This window comes from Xylanibacter ruminicola Ga6B6, assembly GCF_000687715.1.
In the GTDB taxonomy this organism is placed as follows: Bacteria; Bacteroidota; Bacteroidia; order Bacteroidales; family Bacteroidaceae; genus Prevotella; species Prevotella ruminicola_B.
This window is the reverse complement of the sequence record NZ_JHXD01000030.1, coordinates 1-16,002: the sequence shown is the minus strand read 5'-3', so window position 1 is coordinate 16,002 and position 16,002 is coordinate 1. Positions and strand designations below refer to the sequence as shown.

General features: G+C 45.9%; 20 protein-coding genes, 3 tRNA genes and 1 pseudogene. 11 read left to right on the top strand and 13 right to left on the bottom strand.

The window, feature by feature from the left end:
- The first annotated feature begins 1 nt into the window (after position 1).
- The 4 genes from hisS to T500_RS16050 all read left to right on the top strand — a co-directional run bounded on the left by hisS (position 2) and on the right by T500_RS16050 (position 4,315).
- Positions 2–1,366 (top strand): histidine--tRNA ligase, encoded by a 1,365-nt coding sequence (hisS, locus tag T500_RS0113485; protein ID WP_028908547.1) that lies wholly within the window; start codon positions 2–4, stop codon positions 1,364–1,366.
- Between the two features lie 68 nt (positions 1,367–1,434).
- Positions 1,435–2,256, top strand: coding sequence for a rhamnogalacturonan acetylesterase (locus tag T500_RS16055; protein ID WP_230580916.1), 822 nt, complete (start codon positions 1,435–1,437; stop codon positions 2,254–2,256).
- 131 nt (positions 2,257–2,387) lie between these two features.
- Positions 2,388–2,945, top strand: a complete 558-nt coding sequence (locus tag T500_RS0113475; protein ID WP_013064684.1) for an NADH peroxidase — start codon at positions 2,388–2,390, stop codon at positions 2,943–2,945.
- Between the two features lie 41 nt (positions 2,946–2,986).
- Positions 2,987–4,315: a right-handed parallel beta-helix repeat-containing protein gene (locus T500_RS16050; protein ID WP_080694908.1), complete on the top strand. Its 1,329-nt coding sequence runs from the start codon at positions 2,987–2,989 to the stop codon at positions 4,313–4,315.
- Here T500_RS16050 and T500_RS0113465 read toward each other — a convergent pair.
- A complete protein-coding gene (locus T500_RS0113465; RefSeq protein WP_028908546.1) occupies positions 4,312–4,785 on the bottom strand; it encodes a cytidine deaminase in 474 nt (157 codons plus the stop codon). The genes T500_RS16050 and T500_RS0113465 overlap by 4 nt on opposite strands.
- Positions 4,786–4,862: 77 nt before the next feature.
- On the opposite strand from T500_RS0113465, the gene T500_RS0113460 reads away from it, so the two are divergent.
- A complete protein-coding gene (locus T500_RS0113460) occupies positions 4,863–5,774 on the top strand; it encodes a glucosaminidase domain-containing protein (protein WP_028908545.1) in 912 nt (303 codons plus the stop codon).
- A 36-nt stretch (positions 5,775–5,810) separates the two neighbouring features.
- Here T500_RS0113460 and T500_RS0113455 read toward each other — a convergent pair.
- The 4 genes from T500_RS0113455 to T500_RS0113440 form a co-directional block, all read right to left on the bottom strand.
- A tRNA-Gly gene (locus T500_RS0113455) sits at positions 5,811–5,881 on the bottom strand.
- A 35-nt stretch (positions 5,882–5,916) separates the two neighbouring features.
- A tRNA-Thr gene (locus tag T500_RS0113450) sits at positions 5,917–5,989 on the bottom strand.
- Positions 5,990–6,083: 94 nt separating this feature from the next.
- Complete coding sequence (locus T500_RS0113445; RefSeq protein ID WP_028908544.1) at positions 6,084–6,674, bottom strand: 7-carboxy-7-deazaguanine synthase QueE; 591 nt, start codon at positions 6,672–6,674, stop codon at positions 6,084–6,086.
- Positions 6,674–7,039: a 6-carboxytetrahydropterin synthase gene (locus T500_RS0113440; RefSeq protein ID WP_036909173.1), complete on the bottom strand. Its 366-nt coding sequence runs from the start codon at positions 7,037–7,039 to the stop codon at positions 6,674–6,676. The genes T500_RS0113445 and T500_RS0113440 overlap by 1 nt, the downstream gene beginning before the upstream one ends.
- Positions 7,040–7,412: 373 nt before the next feature.
- Here T500_RS0113440 and T500_RS0113435 point away from each other — a divergent pair, with 373 nt between their 5' ends.
- Positions 7,413–7,778, top strand: coding sequence for a hypothetical protein (locus tag T500_RS0113435; protein WP_028908542.1), 366 nt, complete (start codon positions 7,413–7,415; stop codon positions 7,776–7,778).
- 80 nt (positions 7,779–7,858) lie between these two features.
- Here the strand turns inward: T500_RS0113435 and T500_RS16045 are convergent, their stop codons facing one another.
- Positions 7,859–8,737 carry a hypothetical protein gene (locus T500_RS16045; protein WP_196243524.1) on the bottom strand — a complete coding sequence of 293 codons (879 nt, stop codon included), beginning with the start codon at positions 8,735–8,737 and terminating at the stop codon, positions 7,859–7,861.
- Between the two features lie 72 nt (positions 8,738–8,809).
- Positions 8,810–9,712 carry an AraC family transcriptional regulator gene (locus T500_RS0113425; protein WP_028908541.1) on the bottom strand — a complete coding sequence of 301 codons (903 nt, stop codon included), beginning with the start codon at positions 9,710–9,712 and terminating at the stop codon, positions 8,810–8,812.
- A gap of 179 nt (positions 9,713–9,891) precedes the next feature.
- Here T500_RS0113425 and T500_RS0113420 point away from each other — a divergent pair, with 179 nt between their 5' ends.
- Positions 9,892–11,067: a hypothetical protein gene (locus tag T500_RS0113420; protein ID WP_155267564.1), complete on the top strand. Its 1,176-nt coding sequence runs from the start codon at positions 9,892–9,894 to the stop codon at positions 11,065–11,067.
- A gap of 23 nt (positions 11,068–11,090) precedes the next feature.
- On the opposite strand, the gene T500_RS17050 is transcribed toward T500_RS0113420, so the two are convergent.
- Positions 11,091–11,240 (bottom strand): hypothetical protein, encoded by a 150-nt coding sequence (locus T500_RS17050; RefSeq protein ID WP_155267563.1) that lies wholly within the window; start codon positions 11,238–11,240, stop codon positions 11,091–11,093.
- Between the two features lie 90 nt (positions 11,241–11,330).
- On the opposite strand from T500_RS17050, the gene T500_RS0113410 reads away from it, so the two are divergent.
- The 4 genes and pseudogenes from T500_RS0113410 to T500_RS0113390 all read left to right on the top strand — a co-directional run bounded on the left by T500_RS0113410 (position 11,331) and on the right by T500_RS0113390 (position 13,971).
- Positions 11,331–11,729 carry an FKBP-type peptidyl-prolyl cis-trans isomerase gene (locus T500_RS0113410; protein WP_028908539.1) on the top strand — a complete coding sequence of 133 codons (399 nt, stop codon included), beginning with the start codon at positions 11,331–11,333 and terminating at the stop codon, positions 11,727–11,729.
- Positions 11,730–11,746: 17 nt separating this feature from the next.
- Positions 11,747–12,199, top strand: a pseudogene (locus tag T500_RS17525) (YqiA/YcfP family alpha/beta fold hydrolase); the annotation flags it as partial.
- A 129-nt stretch (positions 12,200–12,328) separates the two neighbouring features.
- Positions 12,329–13,399, top strand: a complete 1,071-nt coding sequence (locus tag T500_RS17520; protein WP_028908538.1) for a lactonase family protein — start codon at positions 12,329–12,331, stop codon at positions 13,397–13,399.
- 182 nt (positions 13,400–13,581) lie between these two features.
- Entirely contained in the window at positions 13,582–13,971 is a 390-nt protein-coding gene (locus T500_RS0113390; protein ID WP_155267562.1) for a hypothetical protein, read from the top strand.
- Positions 13,972–14,216: 245 nt separating this feature from the next.
- Here the strand turns inward: T500_RS0113390 and T500_RS0113385 are convergent, their stop codons facing one another.
- From T500_RS0113385 to T500_RS0113370, 5 genes are all read right to left on the bottom strand, one after another.
- Positions 14,217–14,714, bottom strand: a complete 498-nt coding sequence (locus T500_RS0113385; RefSeq protein WP_028908535.1) for a nitroreductase family protein — start codon at positions 14,712–14,714, stop codon at positions 14,217–14,219.
- Positions 14,715–14,733: 19 nt separating this feature from the next.
- Positions 14,734–14,979, bottom strand: coding sequence for a hypothetical protein (locus T500_RS0113380; RefSeq protein ID WP_028908534.1), 246 nt, complete (start codon positions 14,977–14,979; stop codon positions 14,734–14,736).
- Positions 14,963–15,184, bottom strand: coding sequence for a DUF4250 domain-containing protein (locus T500_RS16725; RefSeq protein WP_080694905.1), 222 nt, complete (start codon positions 15,182–15,184; stop codon positions 14,963–14,965). The genes T500_RS0113380 and T500_RS16725 overlap by 17 nt, the downstream gene beginning before the upstream one ends.
- A gap of 22 nt (positions 15,185–15,206) precedes the next feature.
- The gene (locus tag T500_RS0113375) at positions 15,207–15,836 is read right to left on the bottom strand and encodes an HAD family hydrolase (RefSeq protein ID WP_028908533.1); all 630 of its coding nucleotides are present in this window, start codon (positions 15,834–15,836) and stop codon (positions 15,207–15,209) included.
- 72 nt (positions 15,837–15,908) lie between these two features.
- A tRNA-Lys gene (locus T500_RS0113370) sits at positions 15,909–15,981 on the bottom strand.
- Positions 15,982–16,002: the final 21 nt, after the last annotated feature.

Below are 16,002 nucleotides of genomic sequence, written 5' to 3'. Positions count from 1 at the left end.
AATGGCACAGAAACCAAGTATTCCTAAAGGAACGCGTGACTTTTCGCCAATGGAAATGGCGAAGCGCAATTATATTTTTGACACCATCAAACAGGTGTATCAGCTCTACGGCTTTCAGCAGATAGAGACCCCCGCTATGGAAACCCTCGGCACACTGATGGGTAAATACGGCGAAGAGGGCGACAAGCTGCTGTTTAAGGTGCTGAACTCGGGCGACTACCTCTCGAAGGTAACACCCGAGGAACTGGCCGAGCGTAACTCGCTGCGATTGGCAGCCAAACTCTGCGAAAAGGGTTTGCGCTACGACCTGACCGTACCTTTTGCCCGCTACGTGGTGATGCATCGCGAAGAACTGCAGCTGCCTTTCAAGCGCTACCAGATGCAGCCCGTTTGGCGCGCCGACCGTCCACAGAAGGGACGTTACCGTGAGTTCTGGCAGTTTGACGGCGACATCGTAGGTTCCGACTCGTTGCTGAACGAGGTGGAGCTGATGCAGATCGTAGATACCGTATTCAGCCGTTTCGGCGTACGTGTACAGATCAAGATCAACAACCGCAAAATCCTGACCGGTATCGCCGAGGTAATCGGTGCTGCCGAGAAGATTGTAGATATCACCGTTGCTATCGACAAGCTGGATAAGATCGGACTCGATAACGTGAACCAGGAGCTGCGCGAGGACGGCCTGAGTGACGAGCAGATTGAGAAGCTGCAGCCTATCATCTCGCTCGAGGGTACCAACGACGAGAAGCTGAACACCATTGCCGAGGTGCTGGCTACCAGCGAGACTGGTTTGAAGGGCGTTGAGGAAACACGCTTTATCCTCGACACTCTGAAGACACTCGGTCTGAAGAACGAGATTCAGCTCGACCTGACTCTGGCTCGTGGCTTGAACTACTACACAGGCGCCATCTTCGAAGTAAAGGCACTCGACGTACAGATTGGTTCGATCACAGGTGGTGGTCGTTACGACAACCTGACTGGTATCTTCGGTATGCCTGGTATCTCGGGCGTAGGTATCAGCTTTGGTGTGGATCGTATCTTCGACGTGTTGAACGCACTCGACTGCTATCCAAAGGATGCTACCAACGGCACCCAGCTGCTGTTCATCAACTTCGGCGATAAGGAAACAGCTTACTGTCTGCCTTTCGTGGCTAAGGCTCGCGAGGCTGGCATCCGCACAGAGATCTTCCCCGATTCAACCAAGATGAAGAAGCAGATGTCGTATGCTAACGCTAAGCAGATTCCATTCGTAGCACTGGCTGGTGAGAACGAGATGGCTGCCGGCAAGCTGACACTGAAGAACATGGAGACTGGTGAGCAGAGTCTCATCACCATCGACGAAATCATTCAGACGATTATTAAGTAATCGTTGATATAACTAACCAATCCCCCTCCACACATTGGAGGGGGATTTCTACTAAAACAATTAAAACAATGAAGAAATTTACATTATCACTCCTTTTGGGCGGATTGTTGCTTTTTACGGCGATGACTCCCGACAAGCACACTACCATTTTTGTGATTGGCGACTCGACAGCTGCCAACAAGGACACAACTGGTGGTAAGCAGGAGCGCGGGTGGGCTATGATGCTGCAGGAGTGCTTTGATGCCGATTACATTGTGGTAGATAACCACGCTGTGAACGGCCGTAGCTCGAAGAGTTTCATCGACGAAGGCCGATGGGATAAGGTGCTGGAGCGCATCAAGCCAGGCGACTATGTGATTATCCAGTTCGGACATAACGACGAGAAGCCCAAAGCCGACCGTCATACCGACCCAGGTTCTACGTTCGACTACAATCTGGCCAAATACGTGCGCGAAACCCGCGAGCGTGGCGGCATCCCCGTACTGATGAACCCAGTGGTGCGTCGCAACTTTTTTGTGGTTGCACCTAAGAACGACGACGACGAGAAGCTGCGCACATCAACCTTTAAGGATGGCGTGAAAATGATTGAGGGCGACACACTTTACGATACTCACGGCTTGTATCGTGTGGCACCAAAGGATGTGGCCACCCGCATGAACTGCCACTTTGTAGATGCCAACACCATTACCCACAACCTGGAGCAGGGCTTAGGCACCGAGGCATCGAAGAAGCTACACATGTGGTATCGACCCGGCGAGGAACCATCGGAGCCAAAAGGCAAGCAGGACAATACACATTATAATATATATGGCGCCAAAGTGGTGGCCAATCTGCTGGCCGATGCCCTCTGCCAAGAGATTCCCGTACTGAGCAAATATCGTAAGAAATAGCGTAATTACGCAACATTTTAAAATAAATCCTGCAAAAAACTTGCGGGATTTATTTTTTATGCTTATATTTGCAGCAGAAGAATATTGTACTAACAAAATATCATGTATTAATAACTAAACAAATTACAATTATGACAAAGAAATTTATTTGCGCTGTTTGTGGTTACATCTACGAAGGCGAGAATCCTCCCGAGAAGTGTCCAATCTGTAAGGCTCCTGCCTCTAAGTTCTCAGAGCTGAAGGACGATGGCGACGTAACTTATGCTACCGTTCATCGTATTGGCGATGGTAAGCCCGAGGGGGTATCAGAAGAGATGATTAACGATCTGCGTGCACACTTTAACGGGGAGTGCGGCGAAGTAGGTATGTATCTGGCGATGGCTCGTCAGGCCGACCGCGAGGGTTATCCTGAGATTGCCGAGGCATTCAAGCGCTATGCTTTCGAGGAGGCCGACCACGCTTCACGCTTTGCTGAGTTGCTGGGCGAGTGCGTATGGGATACCAAAACCAATCTTGAGAAACGTGCTGCTGCCGAGGCTGGTGCTTGCGAGGATAAGTTCCGTATTGCTAAGAATGCTAAGGCTGCCGGTTTCGATGCTATCCACGACACTGTTCATGAGATGGCTAAGGACGAGGCTCGTCATGGTGCAGGCTTTGCCGGATTGCTGAAACGCTATTTTGGCAAGTAATCTACACAATAAATTAAAGAATAATCCGTTTTATCATTAAGATGAAACGGATTTTCTTTTTTATATCACTGATACTAGGCCTGGTGGCCTGTGCCGACGACGACTCGTTCTCGGCCAGTACAGGCTTGCGCCTCGATTTTCCTTCGGACACTATCAAACTCGATACCGTATTCAGTCGTACGGCATCTTCTACCTATACCTTCTGGGTAAACAACCGCAATGACAATGGAGTAAAACTGCAAAGCGTACGCTTGAAACGCGGTAACCAGACCGGCTTTCGTGTAAATGTGGACGGCATGTATCTGGATAACAACAATGGCTCGCAAACCAACGATGTGGAGATTCGTAAAAACGACAGCATACTGGTGGTTGTAGAGATAACGCCGTATGAGACCTATCAGATTGCGCCCAAAGAGATTACCGATGAATTGGTGTTTTTAATGGAGAGCGGTACCGAACAGAGCGTTTGTTTGAAGGCGTGGGCTTGGGATGCTATCAAATGTGAGCAGCCGGTGATTGAGCGCGATTCGGTGATAGAATCAGATAAGCCTTTGGTGATATACGGCGATTTCATCGTAAAGGAAGGAGCACATCTCACCATCCGTAACACCACACTTTACTTCCATGCCGACGCTGGGATGGAGGTATATGGAACACTGCATACCGACAACTGCACCATGCGTGGCGACCGTCTGGACCGTATGTTCTCGTATCTGCCGTACGATCGCGTACCTGGTCAGTGGAAGGGTATCAGATTCTACAATACATCCAGTAATAACGTACTGAACACCACACAGATACGCAATTCAAATCAAGGTTTAGTTTGCGATTCTGCAGCCATCGATAGCACCCATTATCGCCTGAAAATGCAGCAATGCGTGGTGCATAATTGTCAGGGCGACGGCATAAAGTTAACAAATGCTCACGTGCGTTTGGAGAACTGTCAGCTAACGAATGCAATGGGCGATTGTCTGAATATCAACGGTGGAATGGTAGAAATTGTGTATTGCACCCTAGCACAGTTCTATCCCTTTACAGGCGGGCGCGGGGCAGCTTTACGCTTTACCAATCAAACAGCGCCATTATACAACTTAACGTGCGAGGGCACCATCATCACAGGTTACGATGATGATGTGCTGATAGGCGAACAGGCCAAAGATAGTGCAGCGTTTAACTATACGTTTGCCCACAGTTTGCTACGAACACCCAAGATTGAAGATACAGCCCATTTCAACGATATCATCTGGGAATCACCCGATGACGAGATTCAAGGAAAAGCCCATTTCATCAAGATTGATGAAGACAACCTTGACTATGATTTCCACCTCGATACTTTATCGACGGCAGCGGGATTGGGATGTTATCGTTAAAATTCAGAGAAAGTGAGCGGCATCAGCTCTCTTACGCTATCAATCACATACACATACTTCTTTCCGTAAAGCAGAATGCGTATGGGGGCTTTGGCACGAGTCTCCGACTCGATGATAACCTGACGGCATGAGCCACAAGGACCTACGGGTTCTTCTTCCAGATCGCCATGAGTACCACGAGCGGCAATGGCCAGCATACGTACGGGCTGATCGGGATACTGAGCGCCTGCTGCAAACAAGGCTGTACGCTCGGCACATAAGCCTGAAGGATAAGCTGCATTCTCCTGATTGCAACCTATAATTTCAACGCCATTATCCAAACGTACTGCTGCGCCTACACAAAACTTAGAGTAGGGGGCATAGCTGCGGCTTGTAGCCTCGATAGCAAGCTCTACCAAGTGGCGTTCTTCAGCACCCAGTTCTTCCATGGCGTACACTTTTATAACCGACTTTAGCTCCAGTTCTCTCATAAAAATCCTATATTTTTCTGCAAAAATACAAATAATTCGAGAGAAATCATTACTTTTGCACAAATAAAATGCATAATATGAGAAAATTTATAGTATTCATAGCTTTTTTCCAATCGGTTTCAGCGTTTTCGCAGATCAAATGGAATCAAGCCTACCAACAATATGTAGAACAATATAAGGACATCGCCATCGAACAGATGCAGCGTTATCGCATACCTGCATCGATTACTTTGGCGCAGGGTTTGTTGGAGAGCGGCGCAGGACGCAGCGAGTTAACTCGCACCAGCAACAACCACTTTGGTATTAAGTGCAACAATGGTTGGACGGGCCCTCGCACATATCACGACGATGATGCACGTAACGACTGTTTCCGTGTGTACAGCAATGCCTACGAGTCGTACGAAGACCACTCGAAATTCCTGGCTGCCAACCAGCGTTACCGTTCGTTGTTCCAGCTGAAGACCACCGATTACAAGGGGTGGGCACGCGGACTGAAGGCTGCTGGTTATGCCACCAATCCTATTTATGCCGAGAAGCTGATTGAAATTATACAGATGTATAAGCTCTACCAGTACGACAACGCCAAGGGCTACGATCACTTTATGGCTCAGCGCACCAAAGATCAGGAGGTGGGCGGAGCTACGCTGCACTCTATCAAGATATTTAATAAGAACTATTATATGATTGCCCGTCGCGGCGACACCTTCAAGTCGATTGGTGAAGAGGTTGGCATCAGCTACCGTAAGATAGCCAAGTACAACGAGCGTCATCGCAAAGACAAGTTGGAAGAGGGCGAGATTATCTGGCTGAAGAAGAAACAGCGCAAAGCACCAAAGGATTACAAGGGCCGATTGCACTACGTGCGCGATGGCGAGTCGATGTACACCATTGCCCAGAAGTACGGTATCCGTCTGAAGAATCTGTATAAGATGAACCATCTGACGCCCGACTACCAGATTCGTGTGGGTGATGGTCTGCGCTTAAGATAAAAAATAGTAGGGGGCTCAGTGCCCTCTACATCTATGAGCGGAATACGGGAATCGAACCCGCCTCCCAGGCTTGGGAAGCCCGTGCACTACCGATGTGCTAATTCCGCAACACTGAATAAGATCACAGACTTTTGCTGAGGAGAGCCGATAGCCGGACTCGAACCGGCGACCCACGCATTACGAATGCGTTGCTCTACCAACTGAGCCATATCGGCAGGTCTCCTTTAGCGGGTGCAAAAGTAACATTTTTATTTGGTACCTGCAAATTTTACGCCTCTTTTTTTCGTTTAATCCGTATTTTTTGTGGCTTCACTGAATATTCAGCAGTTTATGCGTTTGCAGCGACAAGTGCCAATGCGGGTGCTGCAGAATATAATCAATACATTGTTGGGAAATCTGCTGGTTGCGCGCTGTATCGCCAGTATCGCAAGGCTGTAGACACAGATAGGCATCGCCGGCCAAACTTACATAACGCTCAGGATCGTGCTCGCCATCAAACACCACCTTCACCTCGTTGATGCGGGTTAATGCCAACGCAGGGACATTAGGTGCAAACTGATCCTTAGGCGACCACGTTACCCAATCGATAGCAGCGGGTAGGGCATGGGTACCATTGGTCTCGATGGCCACATAATAACCAGCCTGGTGCAGGCGTTCCACCAAAGCCTCATCTATCTGCAACGATGGTTCGCCACCAGTAATCACCACAAAACCACACGCCTGCCAACGACTGATGGCCAGAATAATATCGTCGGCCGACATAGGTGTGGCGGCACTGAAGTCGGTATCGCAAAAAGGACACTTCAGATTGCAACCGCTAAAACGCACAAACACCGCAGGACGGCCCGTATGACGACCTTCGCCCTGCAGCGAATAAAAGATTTCGTTAATTCTATACATTACAGCAAGAATTTGGCATCGATGGGGAACTGATCGTCGTAAGCCTGAGCTACGTTTCCAAACGACTCCTCGACGATGGCCTTATAGCACATAGGGAACTGCTTTACTACCCAGGCAGCAATATTCTCGGCAGTGGGGTTGAAAGGTAACAGTTCATTAAGATTGCCGTGATCCAGATAGCCGTGAATGGCTTTCTTGATGTGTCCATAATCGGCTACCATACCACTTTCGTTAGTCTCGGTAGAGGCCAGAAAAACTGTAATGGTCCAATTATGACCGTGTAAACTACTACACTTGCTGTCGTAAGGCAGCGTTAATTTGTGGCTACCTGCCACATCCATTTTCTTTGAAATACAATAAACCATAATCTAAAAGCTTCCACCGCATAAAGGCGAGTGGGTAGGGAAAAACATTCTTTTTTCAGTTGTTTTGCAATATTGCGGCTGCAAAGGTACAAAATAATATTTTAAATATGTATGGTTTTAAGAAGATTCAAACATGCATTGTTTTGATTTTCATCAATAAAAGAGCTGTGTTCGCACACAAAACAAACAAAGTATGCTCAAACTATCGAAAATCGTCGTACCTTTGCATCGTCGAAAGACATAAAGGATATTTGAGCATTTCCCATCAAACGGGAAAGCGGCGTAAGCCAAAAGGGCTACGATTTAGGATAACATTATTAAAGTAGGGCGGTAACAATAGCCGTTCCGAGTAAAGAAAATAAAGGGTAAAAAGATGAAAAAGATATTTTTGACAATGATTGCTTTGCTGTGCATCACTACAGCTTTTGCAAAAAATGAGGCAGCAGCTCCCGAGTCAACAAACGTTGCTGCTTATGATTTGAACATCAATATCAACAGACTCTCAGACGCTCTTAATCTGACCAACGATCAGAAAGAGGCTGTAGAGAACATCTACAACATGTTTAATACTGAGATGAGTTATGCTACACAGTACAGCAGTAGCGAGCGAGAGATTATGGTTAAGCGCGCTATCGATACTGATGTGAAGCATATGAGCTACGTACTTAACGACGAACAGATGAGTAAGTACATGGCCATTCTCAATGCCACGATCAAAAACCGTGGAATAATAAAGTAAGAATTCATATTTGTTTTTAGTTAGTAATTGGTTAGTCTATTTCTGGGGTATTCGTGAGAATACCCCTTAAATTTTTTATGTCATATATGTATTTTGCGGATTAACAGGATATCCTTCTGAAGATTGTAGATAAACAGCAGCAGTTGGTTGGCCAGATTATCAGCATTCTCAAAGCTCTTGGCTTCACTATATACGCTAATAGCAGGCGTGGCAGCCGACTTGTGCAGATATACCCAACGATCAGGGAAGTCAATCTTTAGCCCGTCAACATCGCTTATCTGTGCGCTATCGTCGTGTACAAAGCGATTCTCAACTCTCTTAAGTACTGATTCTACATCGATACTGGGTGCAAGGTCGATATGATTTTTTACGATGTGGTAGTTGGGTAGGGTACTACGCAGCTGACTAACCGTGCATTGCTTTTGAGCCAGACTGCTGAGAAAAAGCACAATGCCCACCAGTACACTGCTTTCGTAACTGTACTCGGGATAGATGATGCCACCATTATCCTCGCCGCCAATTACAGCGCCCACCTCTTTTATCTTTTCCACAACGCTGGTCTGACCTACAGCTGAGGTGTAGTGGATGCTATCATGTTTCAGCGTTATATCGTGCAATGCCCGCGTGCAATTAAGACTGCTAACAGTATAACCTGGAGTACGGCCAAGCACGTAGTCGGCCACAGCAACCAGCGTATAGTCCTGACCAAACATAGTGCCATCTTCGCAAATAATCGACAAACTGCAGGTTTGAGTATCAACCACCAAACCAAGGTCGAACCCATCCTTTTTAGTACGATTCAAAATGCCATACTTATCGTTCTGCAGCATCAGAAAATCAACGTTAAGAGCGCGGAACAACTCTGCCAAAACAATGCAATCGTCAGAGTTAACTGCATCAACACATACATGGAACTTGCGCTCGCGAATGGCATCAGCCTCAACTAATTTTAAATTCAAAAGTGTTTCGATATCCTGTATAATAAGAGCCATAAATTAATTTTCGTGTATTATTATATAATAGGTGTAGGATTATTCCTTTTCGTCCTGATGATATTTGATGCGATACTCCATCGGCGTCATGCCCGAGTGTTCCTTGAAGTACTTGCCAAAGAACGAGGCATTGGCGAAGTGTAAATCATCAGCTATCTGCTGCATGGTCATATCGGTATATCGCAATCTGTTCTCTATGGCCTGAAGCGTAAAAAAGGCCACTATCACGCTGGGCTTACGGTGCATGGTGTCCATCAGCAGTTTCGACAAATACTTGGGTGTAACATTCAGCATCTGGGCAAACTCATCCACGCGACGTATGCGTCCATCACTCTGTTCAACCAACTGTACAAAGCGGTCGGCCAGTTTCCTGCCGTGCAGTCCGCTATTATTAATTAGGTTGTTATCCTTCAGCATATTATTGCCGCGACGCAGTACCGATAGAACTTCGAGCAGGAAGGCTCCAACAATAGAATGCGTAATCTCGGGATAAAGTAGCTGCGAACTGTTACGTATGTGGTAACTAAGTTGCTTGAAGTAAGTCTCGAACAGGGCTGCATCGGCGTCGCTCAGTGTTACCTTAGGATTATGCTTGAGCGGCAACAGATCGGCCAAACTGTTTTTTACATACATATTCATATTCCACATTTCGCCGCGCGAGAACCATAGCTCGCGACAATCAAAGTCGACCGACGACATAAACTTCTCAACCACCGAGTGGGCCATTAATAAAAACAAGTCGTTCTTACTTAACTGTACAGTATGACCGTCGTACTCAAATTGAGCCACACCGGCAGTACAGATAATAACAAGACCATGATCTAAGGGACGTACCCTGCCAGCTGGAACGCCACCAAAGTGCTCCATAACCACCAGTTCGTCGCTGTCGGCTATTCGTAAGCTGCCTGCTCCAGTTCTTGGTTTTAAGTCCTTGATATCCATATAATATTCGATATTTCACGTTGTCGGGTGCAAAAGTAGACATAAAAAACGAGAAATCAATGTTCTTTATTTCATATTTTATGTTCGTCAGGTGGCATAGGATATTTTAATTACACTTTTTTTAGTATCTTTGCAGTCGATAAAAAATATTAAGGAACAAAAATCAATTAATCAGTTTTATGAAACATCATCTCTACATCTGTGTTGCTGCTTTACTGTTAGCGGGCGCTGCTCCCATGCAGGCACAGAAGAAAACCCAGGCCAAAAGTAAAGGCAAAGGTACAACAACAAAAACTAACATTCTTTATGTAGAACCTGAGGATCGTAACTACGCCCAGAACCTGGGTGGACACATGTTCTGGGACTATACCGCCAAAGAAGGAAATGGCTTGCAAACCGACTATAAAATCAGTAAAGAAGAGCATAAGGCACTGGTAGAGAAATACTCGTATAGCACATACGAAGAAGCTTACAAGAATCTGCCCGTACTACCTAATCCATCAGAAGTTGACACGCGTGAGAAAATGACCCGCTATACAGTATGTGTAGTTGGACCACTGAACGAGGGCGTGAATAATTACGAGCCGGAACCCGAGCTGAAAGCCGAAAGCGACAGATTTAATAAGCTACGAATGGAGATTGCCAAGAAGGCGCGCAAAGGTCAGCCATTCGATACCATTCACGTAGACAAGAAATGGCCACAATATAATAAGGTACTCGACAAGATGAAAGCTGTTATTACATCGCTTTACAAAATGAATACCGATATCGTCCTTCATACCGAGGCTGCTGATTTCGACAGAGGGTCGTGGCTGCTTGAGAAACAGGGTGGTGCACCCCGATTCTATTACAATATTTATTCGCCCGTGGTAAAGCAGATGATTAAAGAGTGGTTCGGGTCGACAGAGTGCAAACAGGTGCAGGAGATCGAGGACCAGCTGCGTGCTCGTGTAGCAGTCGAGAACCCCAAGAAAACACCCGATTGGTTTATTGAAGGACGTAAACGCGAGGGCGAGATTGTAGCCAAATATAATCGCAAGCTTGTACAACGTTGGATTCAGAAATCGCCAACAGCAACCTTAGCTTCCTATAAAAATGCCATAGTCAAACTGATAGCCTACAACAAAGAGGTAGAAACCATCCGTGGCAACGATGCCATCACACCCGAATATATCTCGGCACGCTATTCGGTAAAAGGCGGCTTAACCCAGCTGTTCGCCTATTATTATTACCTGATGGACCTCTCCGACATTCCCCTTGTACGCACTCCTGCCACACAGGAAGGCGCCAAGAAATTCAAACTCGAAGATTCTCCTTGGAAACTATCATATCCTTATAATTTAAGAAGAGAATAGCCACCAGCAATTGAGTTTACGCCTCAATCATTAATAAAATTCTTGGTGGTCATATCATAATATAATGCCTCGAGCTCCTGTAGAGTCAAATGCTCTACAGAGTGCTCGATTATACGTATCAACTCTTCTCTGCGAAAGTCTTCCGACTTCGTGAACTTATCCATGTATCCCATAATTTGTTAATTTTGGGCACAAAATTACACATAAAACTCGAATATTCAGCAAAATCTACTATCTTTGCAAGAAAAATTAAGATATAAAATATGGGAAAACGTGAATACATCCAGGCCAACAAGGATTGGCTGGAGGCTAAAGCAAAAGAGGAGGGCGTAAAAGCATTGCCCAAGGGTATATATTATAAGGTATTAAGCGAAGGCGATCAGGCGAGTGCCCAGCCAACGGTTCGCAGCATCATTACAGCACATTATACAGGCCGAACGATTAACGGCAAGAAGTTTGATAGCAGTCGTGGTGGTGTACCTCTGGCTTGCAGGTTGTGCGACCTGATCGAGGGTTGGATTATAGCTATCCAGCAGATGCATGTTGGCGACAAGTGGGAACTCTACATCCCTGCCGAGATGGGTTACGGTAAGTTCTCGCAGCCTGGTATCCCTGGCGGTTCAACACTCATATTCGAAATAGAGCTCTTAGGCATCTCATAACACCTTCCAAACGCCCAATGGATACTCCTAAGATACTATTTCTGCACGGATTCTACGCCAGTGGCCAATGTGTACCTGCAAAGGCATTAAAGGAGGCGTTCGATGGCGAGGCCATTGTTCTTACTCCCGATCTGCCCTTGCACCCCAAAGAGGCTTTAGCGTTTATCCGAGAATTATGCGATTGCGAAAAGCCCGACGTATTAGTAGGCAACAGCTGTGGTTCCTTCTATGCCCAGATGATTGCTCCAGTTATCGGCATTCCTGCTCTGCTTGGTAATCCACATTTTAAGATGACCGAGTTTCTGAAACCCCGAATCGGTGCCCAGCAATACAAATCGCCACGTGCTAATGGCAATCAGGATTTTGTTATCGACCAAGCACTCATTAACGAATTCGCCGAGCTGGAAACCCGACAGTTCTCTAACGATTCATGCCGTAATCCAGAACGTATCTGGGGGCTGTTTGGCGAACAAGACACTTTGGCGCACTTCGAACCGCTCTTCTTAGAGCACTATCAGCACTCGTTCCATTTCCCAGGCGCCCACACGCCCACCGCCCAGGAAACCAAAACATGGTATGTACCACTTATTAAAAAGCTTATGAAAACATTGATTCTCCTATTAACTCTGACATTTTCATTGAATGTGTCAGCTCAAGTAAAAGAACGCATATCCATGGCTGTTGGCACTTATACCGATGGTGACAGTAAGGGTATCTACACCTACAGTTTCGATCAGGAAACCGGCAAGGCTGAAGTTTTGGACTCACTGGCGATGAAAAATCCATCGTATCTTACTGTTTCGAACGACAAACGATATATCTACGCTGTAAGCGAGACAGATGTCAGTCAAGCATCGCTGAACATCATCAGTCTGAATCGTAATGGCAGCATGCGTCTTCAGAAAATGATACTGACCGAAGGTGCCGATCCCTGTTATGTGGCACAAAACGGTCACATCGCCTTTACAGCGAATTATTCGGGCGGCTCTATGAGCGTTTTCAACCTGGATAAGGGCGAACTCTCAACCTTGTTTCTTGGTACAACGGGCGGCCCAGACCACAGTCGTCAAGATGATGCCCATGTGCATTGTGCCTGTTTCACACCCGACGGGAAATATGTGTTAGCAACCGATTTCAGTGCCGACCGCATTCTCTCATATAGAATCCAGAGACAGAGAGTAATAGCTAATGGTGTGGCTGCTCATATCACTGCAGATTCAGGTCCACGTCATCTGACGTTCAGCAACAACGGACGTTTTGCCTATCTGATGAGCGAACTGTCGGGTAGGGTAACGGTGTTTAGTTACAAGCAAGGACATTTGGAAACCCTTCAGGAAATCACTTCCGACAGCGTAGGTGCCCGCGGCGGTGCCGACATTCATCTGAGTCCCGATGGCAAGTTTCTCTATTCCAGCAACCGTTTGAAAGCTGAAGGTATCGCCATATTCTCAGTAGATAGCAATACAGGAAAGCTCACCCGCATCGGGTATCAGCCAACAGGCGCACATCCCCGTCAGTTCAATATCACACCAAACGGTCGCTTCCTGCTATGCTGCTGCCGCGACAGCAACAAGATTCAGGTATTCCGTCGCGATAGTCAGACTGGCTTGCTAACCGATACCCATCAAGACATACCTCTCAGCCATCCCGTCTGCGTGCAGTTCTATTGATTTTTCAACATCAACTAATGATATGTATGAGGGAATATCCTACGCAAGTATAGGGTATTCCCTCATTAAGTATAGGAGATTTCATTTTCAAATCCCACATAATCGTCATATCTTTGCAGTGTGAAAAGGAACATAGGAGTCCATCACATAACTTAATGTTGAACCATTTAAAGATTACGATTATGAAGATGACGATAGTTAGCACTAATCGGCTGATAGCAGCCATGATGATGATGGTAATGCCAGCAGCAATGCCAGCAATGGCAGGTAATAAGCATCATAACAACCGCGATAAGAAAGTGGTTGCAGTAGTTGACAAAAAGAAGACGCACTTCGACAGGGTAGATAATAAGCATACTGCTCACTTCGACAAGAGACATGCATATCATCCTGAGATGAGAATCTGCACCTTCAAACTGGGTCGTCACGATTCTCCTACCAAGATGATGGCGAGAGCAGAGCGTATCCATGGTGTGAAGGATACTAAGTACAATCCACACACTCGTGAGATAACCGTTCTCTACGATGCCAATAAAACTACAGCACGTCACATCAAGCACGCAGTAGCATAGACTGGCGATGTTTAAAATCGGTGTAATTTTGTTTAATCTGCGCTAAATAATGTAGATTGAACATAAATAGACGATAAACAAACATTGATTTCCTGTTTTATGTGTACTTTTGCAGCATAGATAATATGGTTAAGGTTTATGGTTGATTAATTTAGTTTTTTAAGTAATTGTATGGAAAAGGTTCGCTGTGAAGCGAGCCTTTTCTAGTATTACAAAAATAGCCGCCATCATTGGCGGCTATCTAATTACTTGCATATTTGATCCATGTCTTTGCGTTTCTTTTCCTTCAGCTCATCGGCTGCATAACCGATAGGAATCAACACAGCAGGCTCCTCATTCTCAGCAAAAGTAAAATGCTGCTTACACTTCTCTGCATCGAAGTTGCATACCCAGCAGGTAGCTAGACCTTGCTCTGTTGCAGCCAGACACAGATGCTCAACAGCGATGGCTATGTCGATGTCGCCATGATGCTTACCATCCTTTCGTACCCACTCTTCGTCGTGCAGGATACTACAGATAATGTACATGGGAGCAGTATTAAACCAATCGCGACTGTAGCACTCACGCAGTTTTTCTTTTTCAGCCTCGTTCTTAACCACTCGGAACATCCAAGGCTGCTTGTTCACTGCCGAAGGAGCAAAACGTACGCACTCCATCACGTAGTCGAGCTTCTCCTGTTCAACACTCTTCACCTGATAGCTTCTGCAGCTATATCTCTGCTTTACTAAATCTAAAAAACTCATATTCTCGATTTTATTATAATTATAGCATGTTTTCGAGTATCTCTACCGCTTTAGTAATATCATCTTGAAACTGCTTGTGGTCGCGTAAGAAATCAGTCCTGCCACCACTGATGGCATCAAACAGCTCCTGACTCATGTCGTCGGCATAGGCGGCAATAGCCATTTCTATGTCATCCTTCTGCCAGTCGAGCGTGGAGTGAACATAGATGCGCTGCTTTTGATGCAGGAAACTATAGGCGGTCTCGATACTATCTTTTGTTATCATTTTGCTCTGAGTTATATCCAATAGGGCGGAACTGACGTTGCTCTTCGCTATACACATATCCGTACCCGAACAGGTAATCCTTGATATCTGTCGGTTGTGTTCCAAAATTATAGCAAAGTGATTCCAACGTATCAAACTCCTCATCTCTCAAGAGCATGTTCACGCTCGAAACCAATATAGCGGGGTCTTTTGGTAAGTATTCCATCTTTAATATTCTTATTATAGTATTATTTATCTATACCTAACAATCTTTCGAGTGGCTCTGTCCAGTCTTCGTTATTCTCTGGGAAGAGCGTATGAATACCAAGCGCTTTGGCTGCTTCGATATTCTTTAGTCCATCATCAATAAAGAGTGTTTCTTCGGCAGAAGATTGCTGACCTTCGAGCATCATCCTGAAAATTTCAGCAGAAGGTTTCATCTGTTTGCACTCATAGCTTAGGTAGAGATGGTCGAAATAGTGTTCGATAGAGTGGCCATTGCCATCAAACTCGTTACTCATGGCCCACTGCATCATATAGGGATTAGTGTTTGAGAGCAGACAAACCTTATACCCAAGTTTGTGTAATCTCAACAGCATCTGCAGATTCTTTTGTGGCACAGATTCTACATAGCCATGCCAGGCATACATACACTCGTCGTGAGACAGTTCACGACCTACAAGCTGGCTTAACTCTGCTCGGAATTCTTCAGGCGATATCATGCCTTTCTCCAAATCACCAAAGATACCTTTCTGACAAAACGCATCAAGATGCTTCCTGGCATCGCGAAGACCAATCTCCTCGAAACGCTTAACAGCCTGTTCATAGCTCAAAGCTATCACCACGCCGCCAAGATCAAATGCAATATTTCTAATCATTGTATCACCCATATAAAAGCAAATGAATAAACGAAAAAAGCAGGCCTTAAAGGTCTGCTTTCTATTTCTTTGTACACCCGCAGAGGCTCGAACTCTGGACACCCTGATTAAGAGTCAGGTGCTCTACCAACTGAGCTACGGGTGCATCATTTTGGTGGCTTTTTAA

Excerpts from the sequence above, each read along its gene's own strand:
- T500_RS16050 (WP_080694908.1), top strand. The coding sequence starts at position 2,987 with ATGAAACGGATTTTCTTTTTTATATCACTGATACTAGGCCTGGTGGCC.
- T500_RS0113445 (WP_028908544.1), bottom strand. The coding sequence starts at position 6,674 with ATGTATAGAATTAACGAAATCTTTTATTCGCTGCAGGGCGAAGGTCGT.
- T500_RS16055 (WP_230580916.1), top strand. The coding sequence starts at position 1,435 with ATGAAGAAATTTACATTATCACTCCTTTTGGGCGGATTGTTGCTTTTT.
- T500_RS0113460 (WP_028908545.1), top strand. The coding sequence starts at position 4,863 with ATGAGAAAATTTATAGTATTCATAGCTTTTTTCCAATCGGTTTCAGCG.
- T500_RS0113420 (WP_155267564.1), top strand. The coding sequence starts at position 9,892 with ATGAAACATCATCTCTACATCTGTGTTGCTGCTTTACTGTTAGCGGGC.
- T500_RS0113375 (WP_028908533.1), bottom strand. The coding sequence starts at position 15,836 with ATGATTAGAAATATTGCATTTGATCTTGGCGGCGTGGTGATAGCTTTG.
- T500_RS0113380 (WP_028908534.1), bottom strand. The coding sequence starts at position 14,979 with ATGATAACAAAAGATAGTATCGAGACCGCCTATAGTTTCCTGCATCAA.
- T500_RS0113390 (WP_155267562.1), top strand. The coding sequence starts at position 13,582 with ATGAAGATGACGATAGTTAGCACTAATCGGCTGATAGCAGCCATGATG.
- T500_RS0113385 (WP_028908535.1), bottom strand. The coding sequence starts at position 14,714 with ATGAGTTTTTTAGATTTAGTAAAGCAGAGATATAGCTGCAGAAGCTAT.
- T500_RS16725 (WP_080694905.1), bottom strand. The coding sequence starts at position 15,184 with ATGGAATACTTACCAAAAGACCCCGCTATATTGGTTTCGAGCGTGAAC.
- T500_RS17520 (WP_028908538.1), top strand. The coding sequence starts at position 12,329 with ATGAAAACATTGATTCTCCTATTAACTCTGACATTTTCATTGAATGTG.
- T500_RS0113410 (WP_028908539.1), top strand. The coding sequence starts at position 11,331 with ATGGGAAAACGTGAATACATCCAGGCCAACAAGGATTGGCTGGAGGCT.
- T500_RS0113425 (WP_028908541.1), bottom strand. The coding sequence starts at position 9,712 with ATGGATATCAAGGACTTAAAACCAAGAACTGGAGCAGGCAGCTTACGA.
- T500_RS0113465 (WP_028908546.1), bottom strand. The coding sequence starts at position 4,785 with ATGAGAGAACTGGAGCTAAAGTCGGTTATAAAAGTGTACGCCATGGAA.
- T500_RS17050 (WP_155267563.1), bottom strand. The coding sequence starts at position 11,240 with ATGGGATACATGGATAAGTTCACGAAGTCGGAAGACTTTCGCAGAGAA.
- T500_RS0113440 (WP_036909173.1), bottom strand. The coding sequence starts at position 7,039 with ATGGTTTATTGTATTTCAAAGAAAATGGATGTGGCAGGTAGCCACAAA.
- T500_RS0113475 (WP_013064684.1), top strand. The coding sequence starts at position 2,388 with ATGACAAAGAAATTTATTTGCGCTGTTTGTGGTTACATCTACGAAGGC.
- hisS (WP_028908547.1), top strand. The coding sequence starts at position 2 with ATGGCACAGAAACCAAGTATTCCTAAAGGAACGCGTGACTTTTCGCCA.
- T500_RS0113435 (WP_028908542.1), top strand. The coding sequence starts at position 7,413 with ATGAAAAAGATATTTTTGACAATGATTGCTTTGCTGTGCATCACTACA.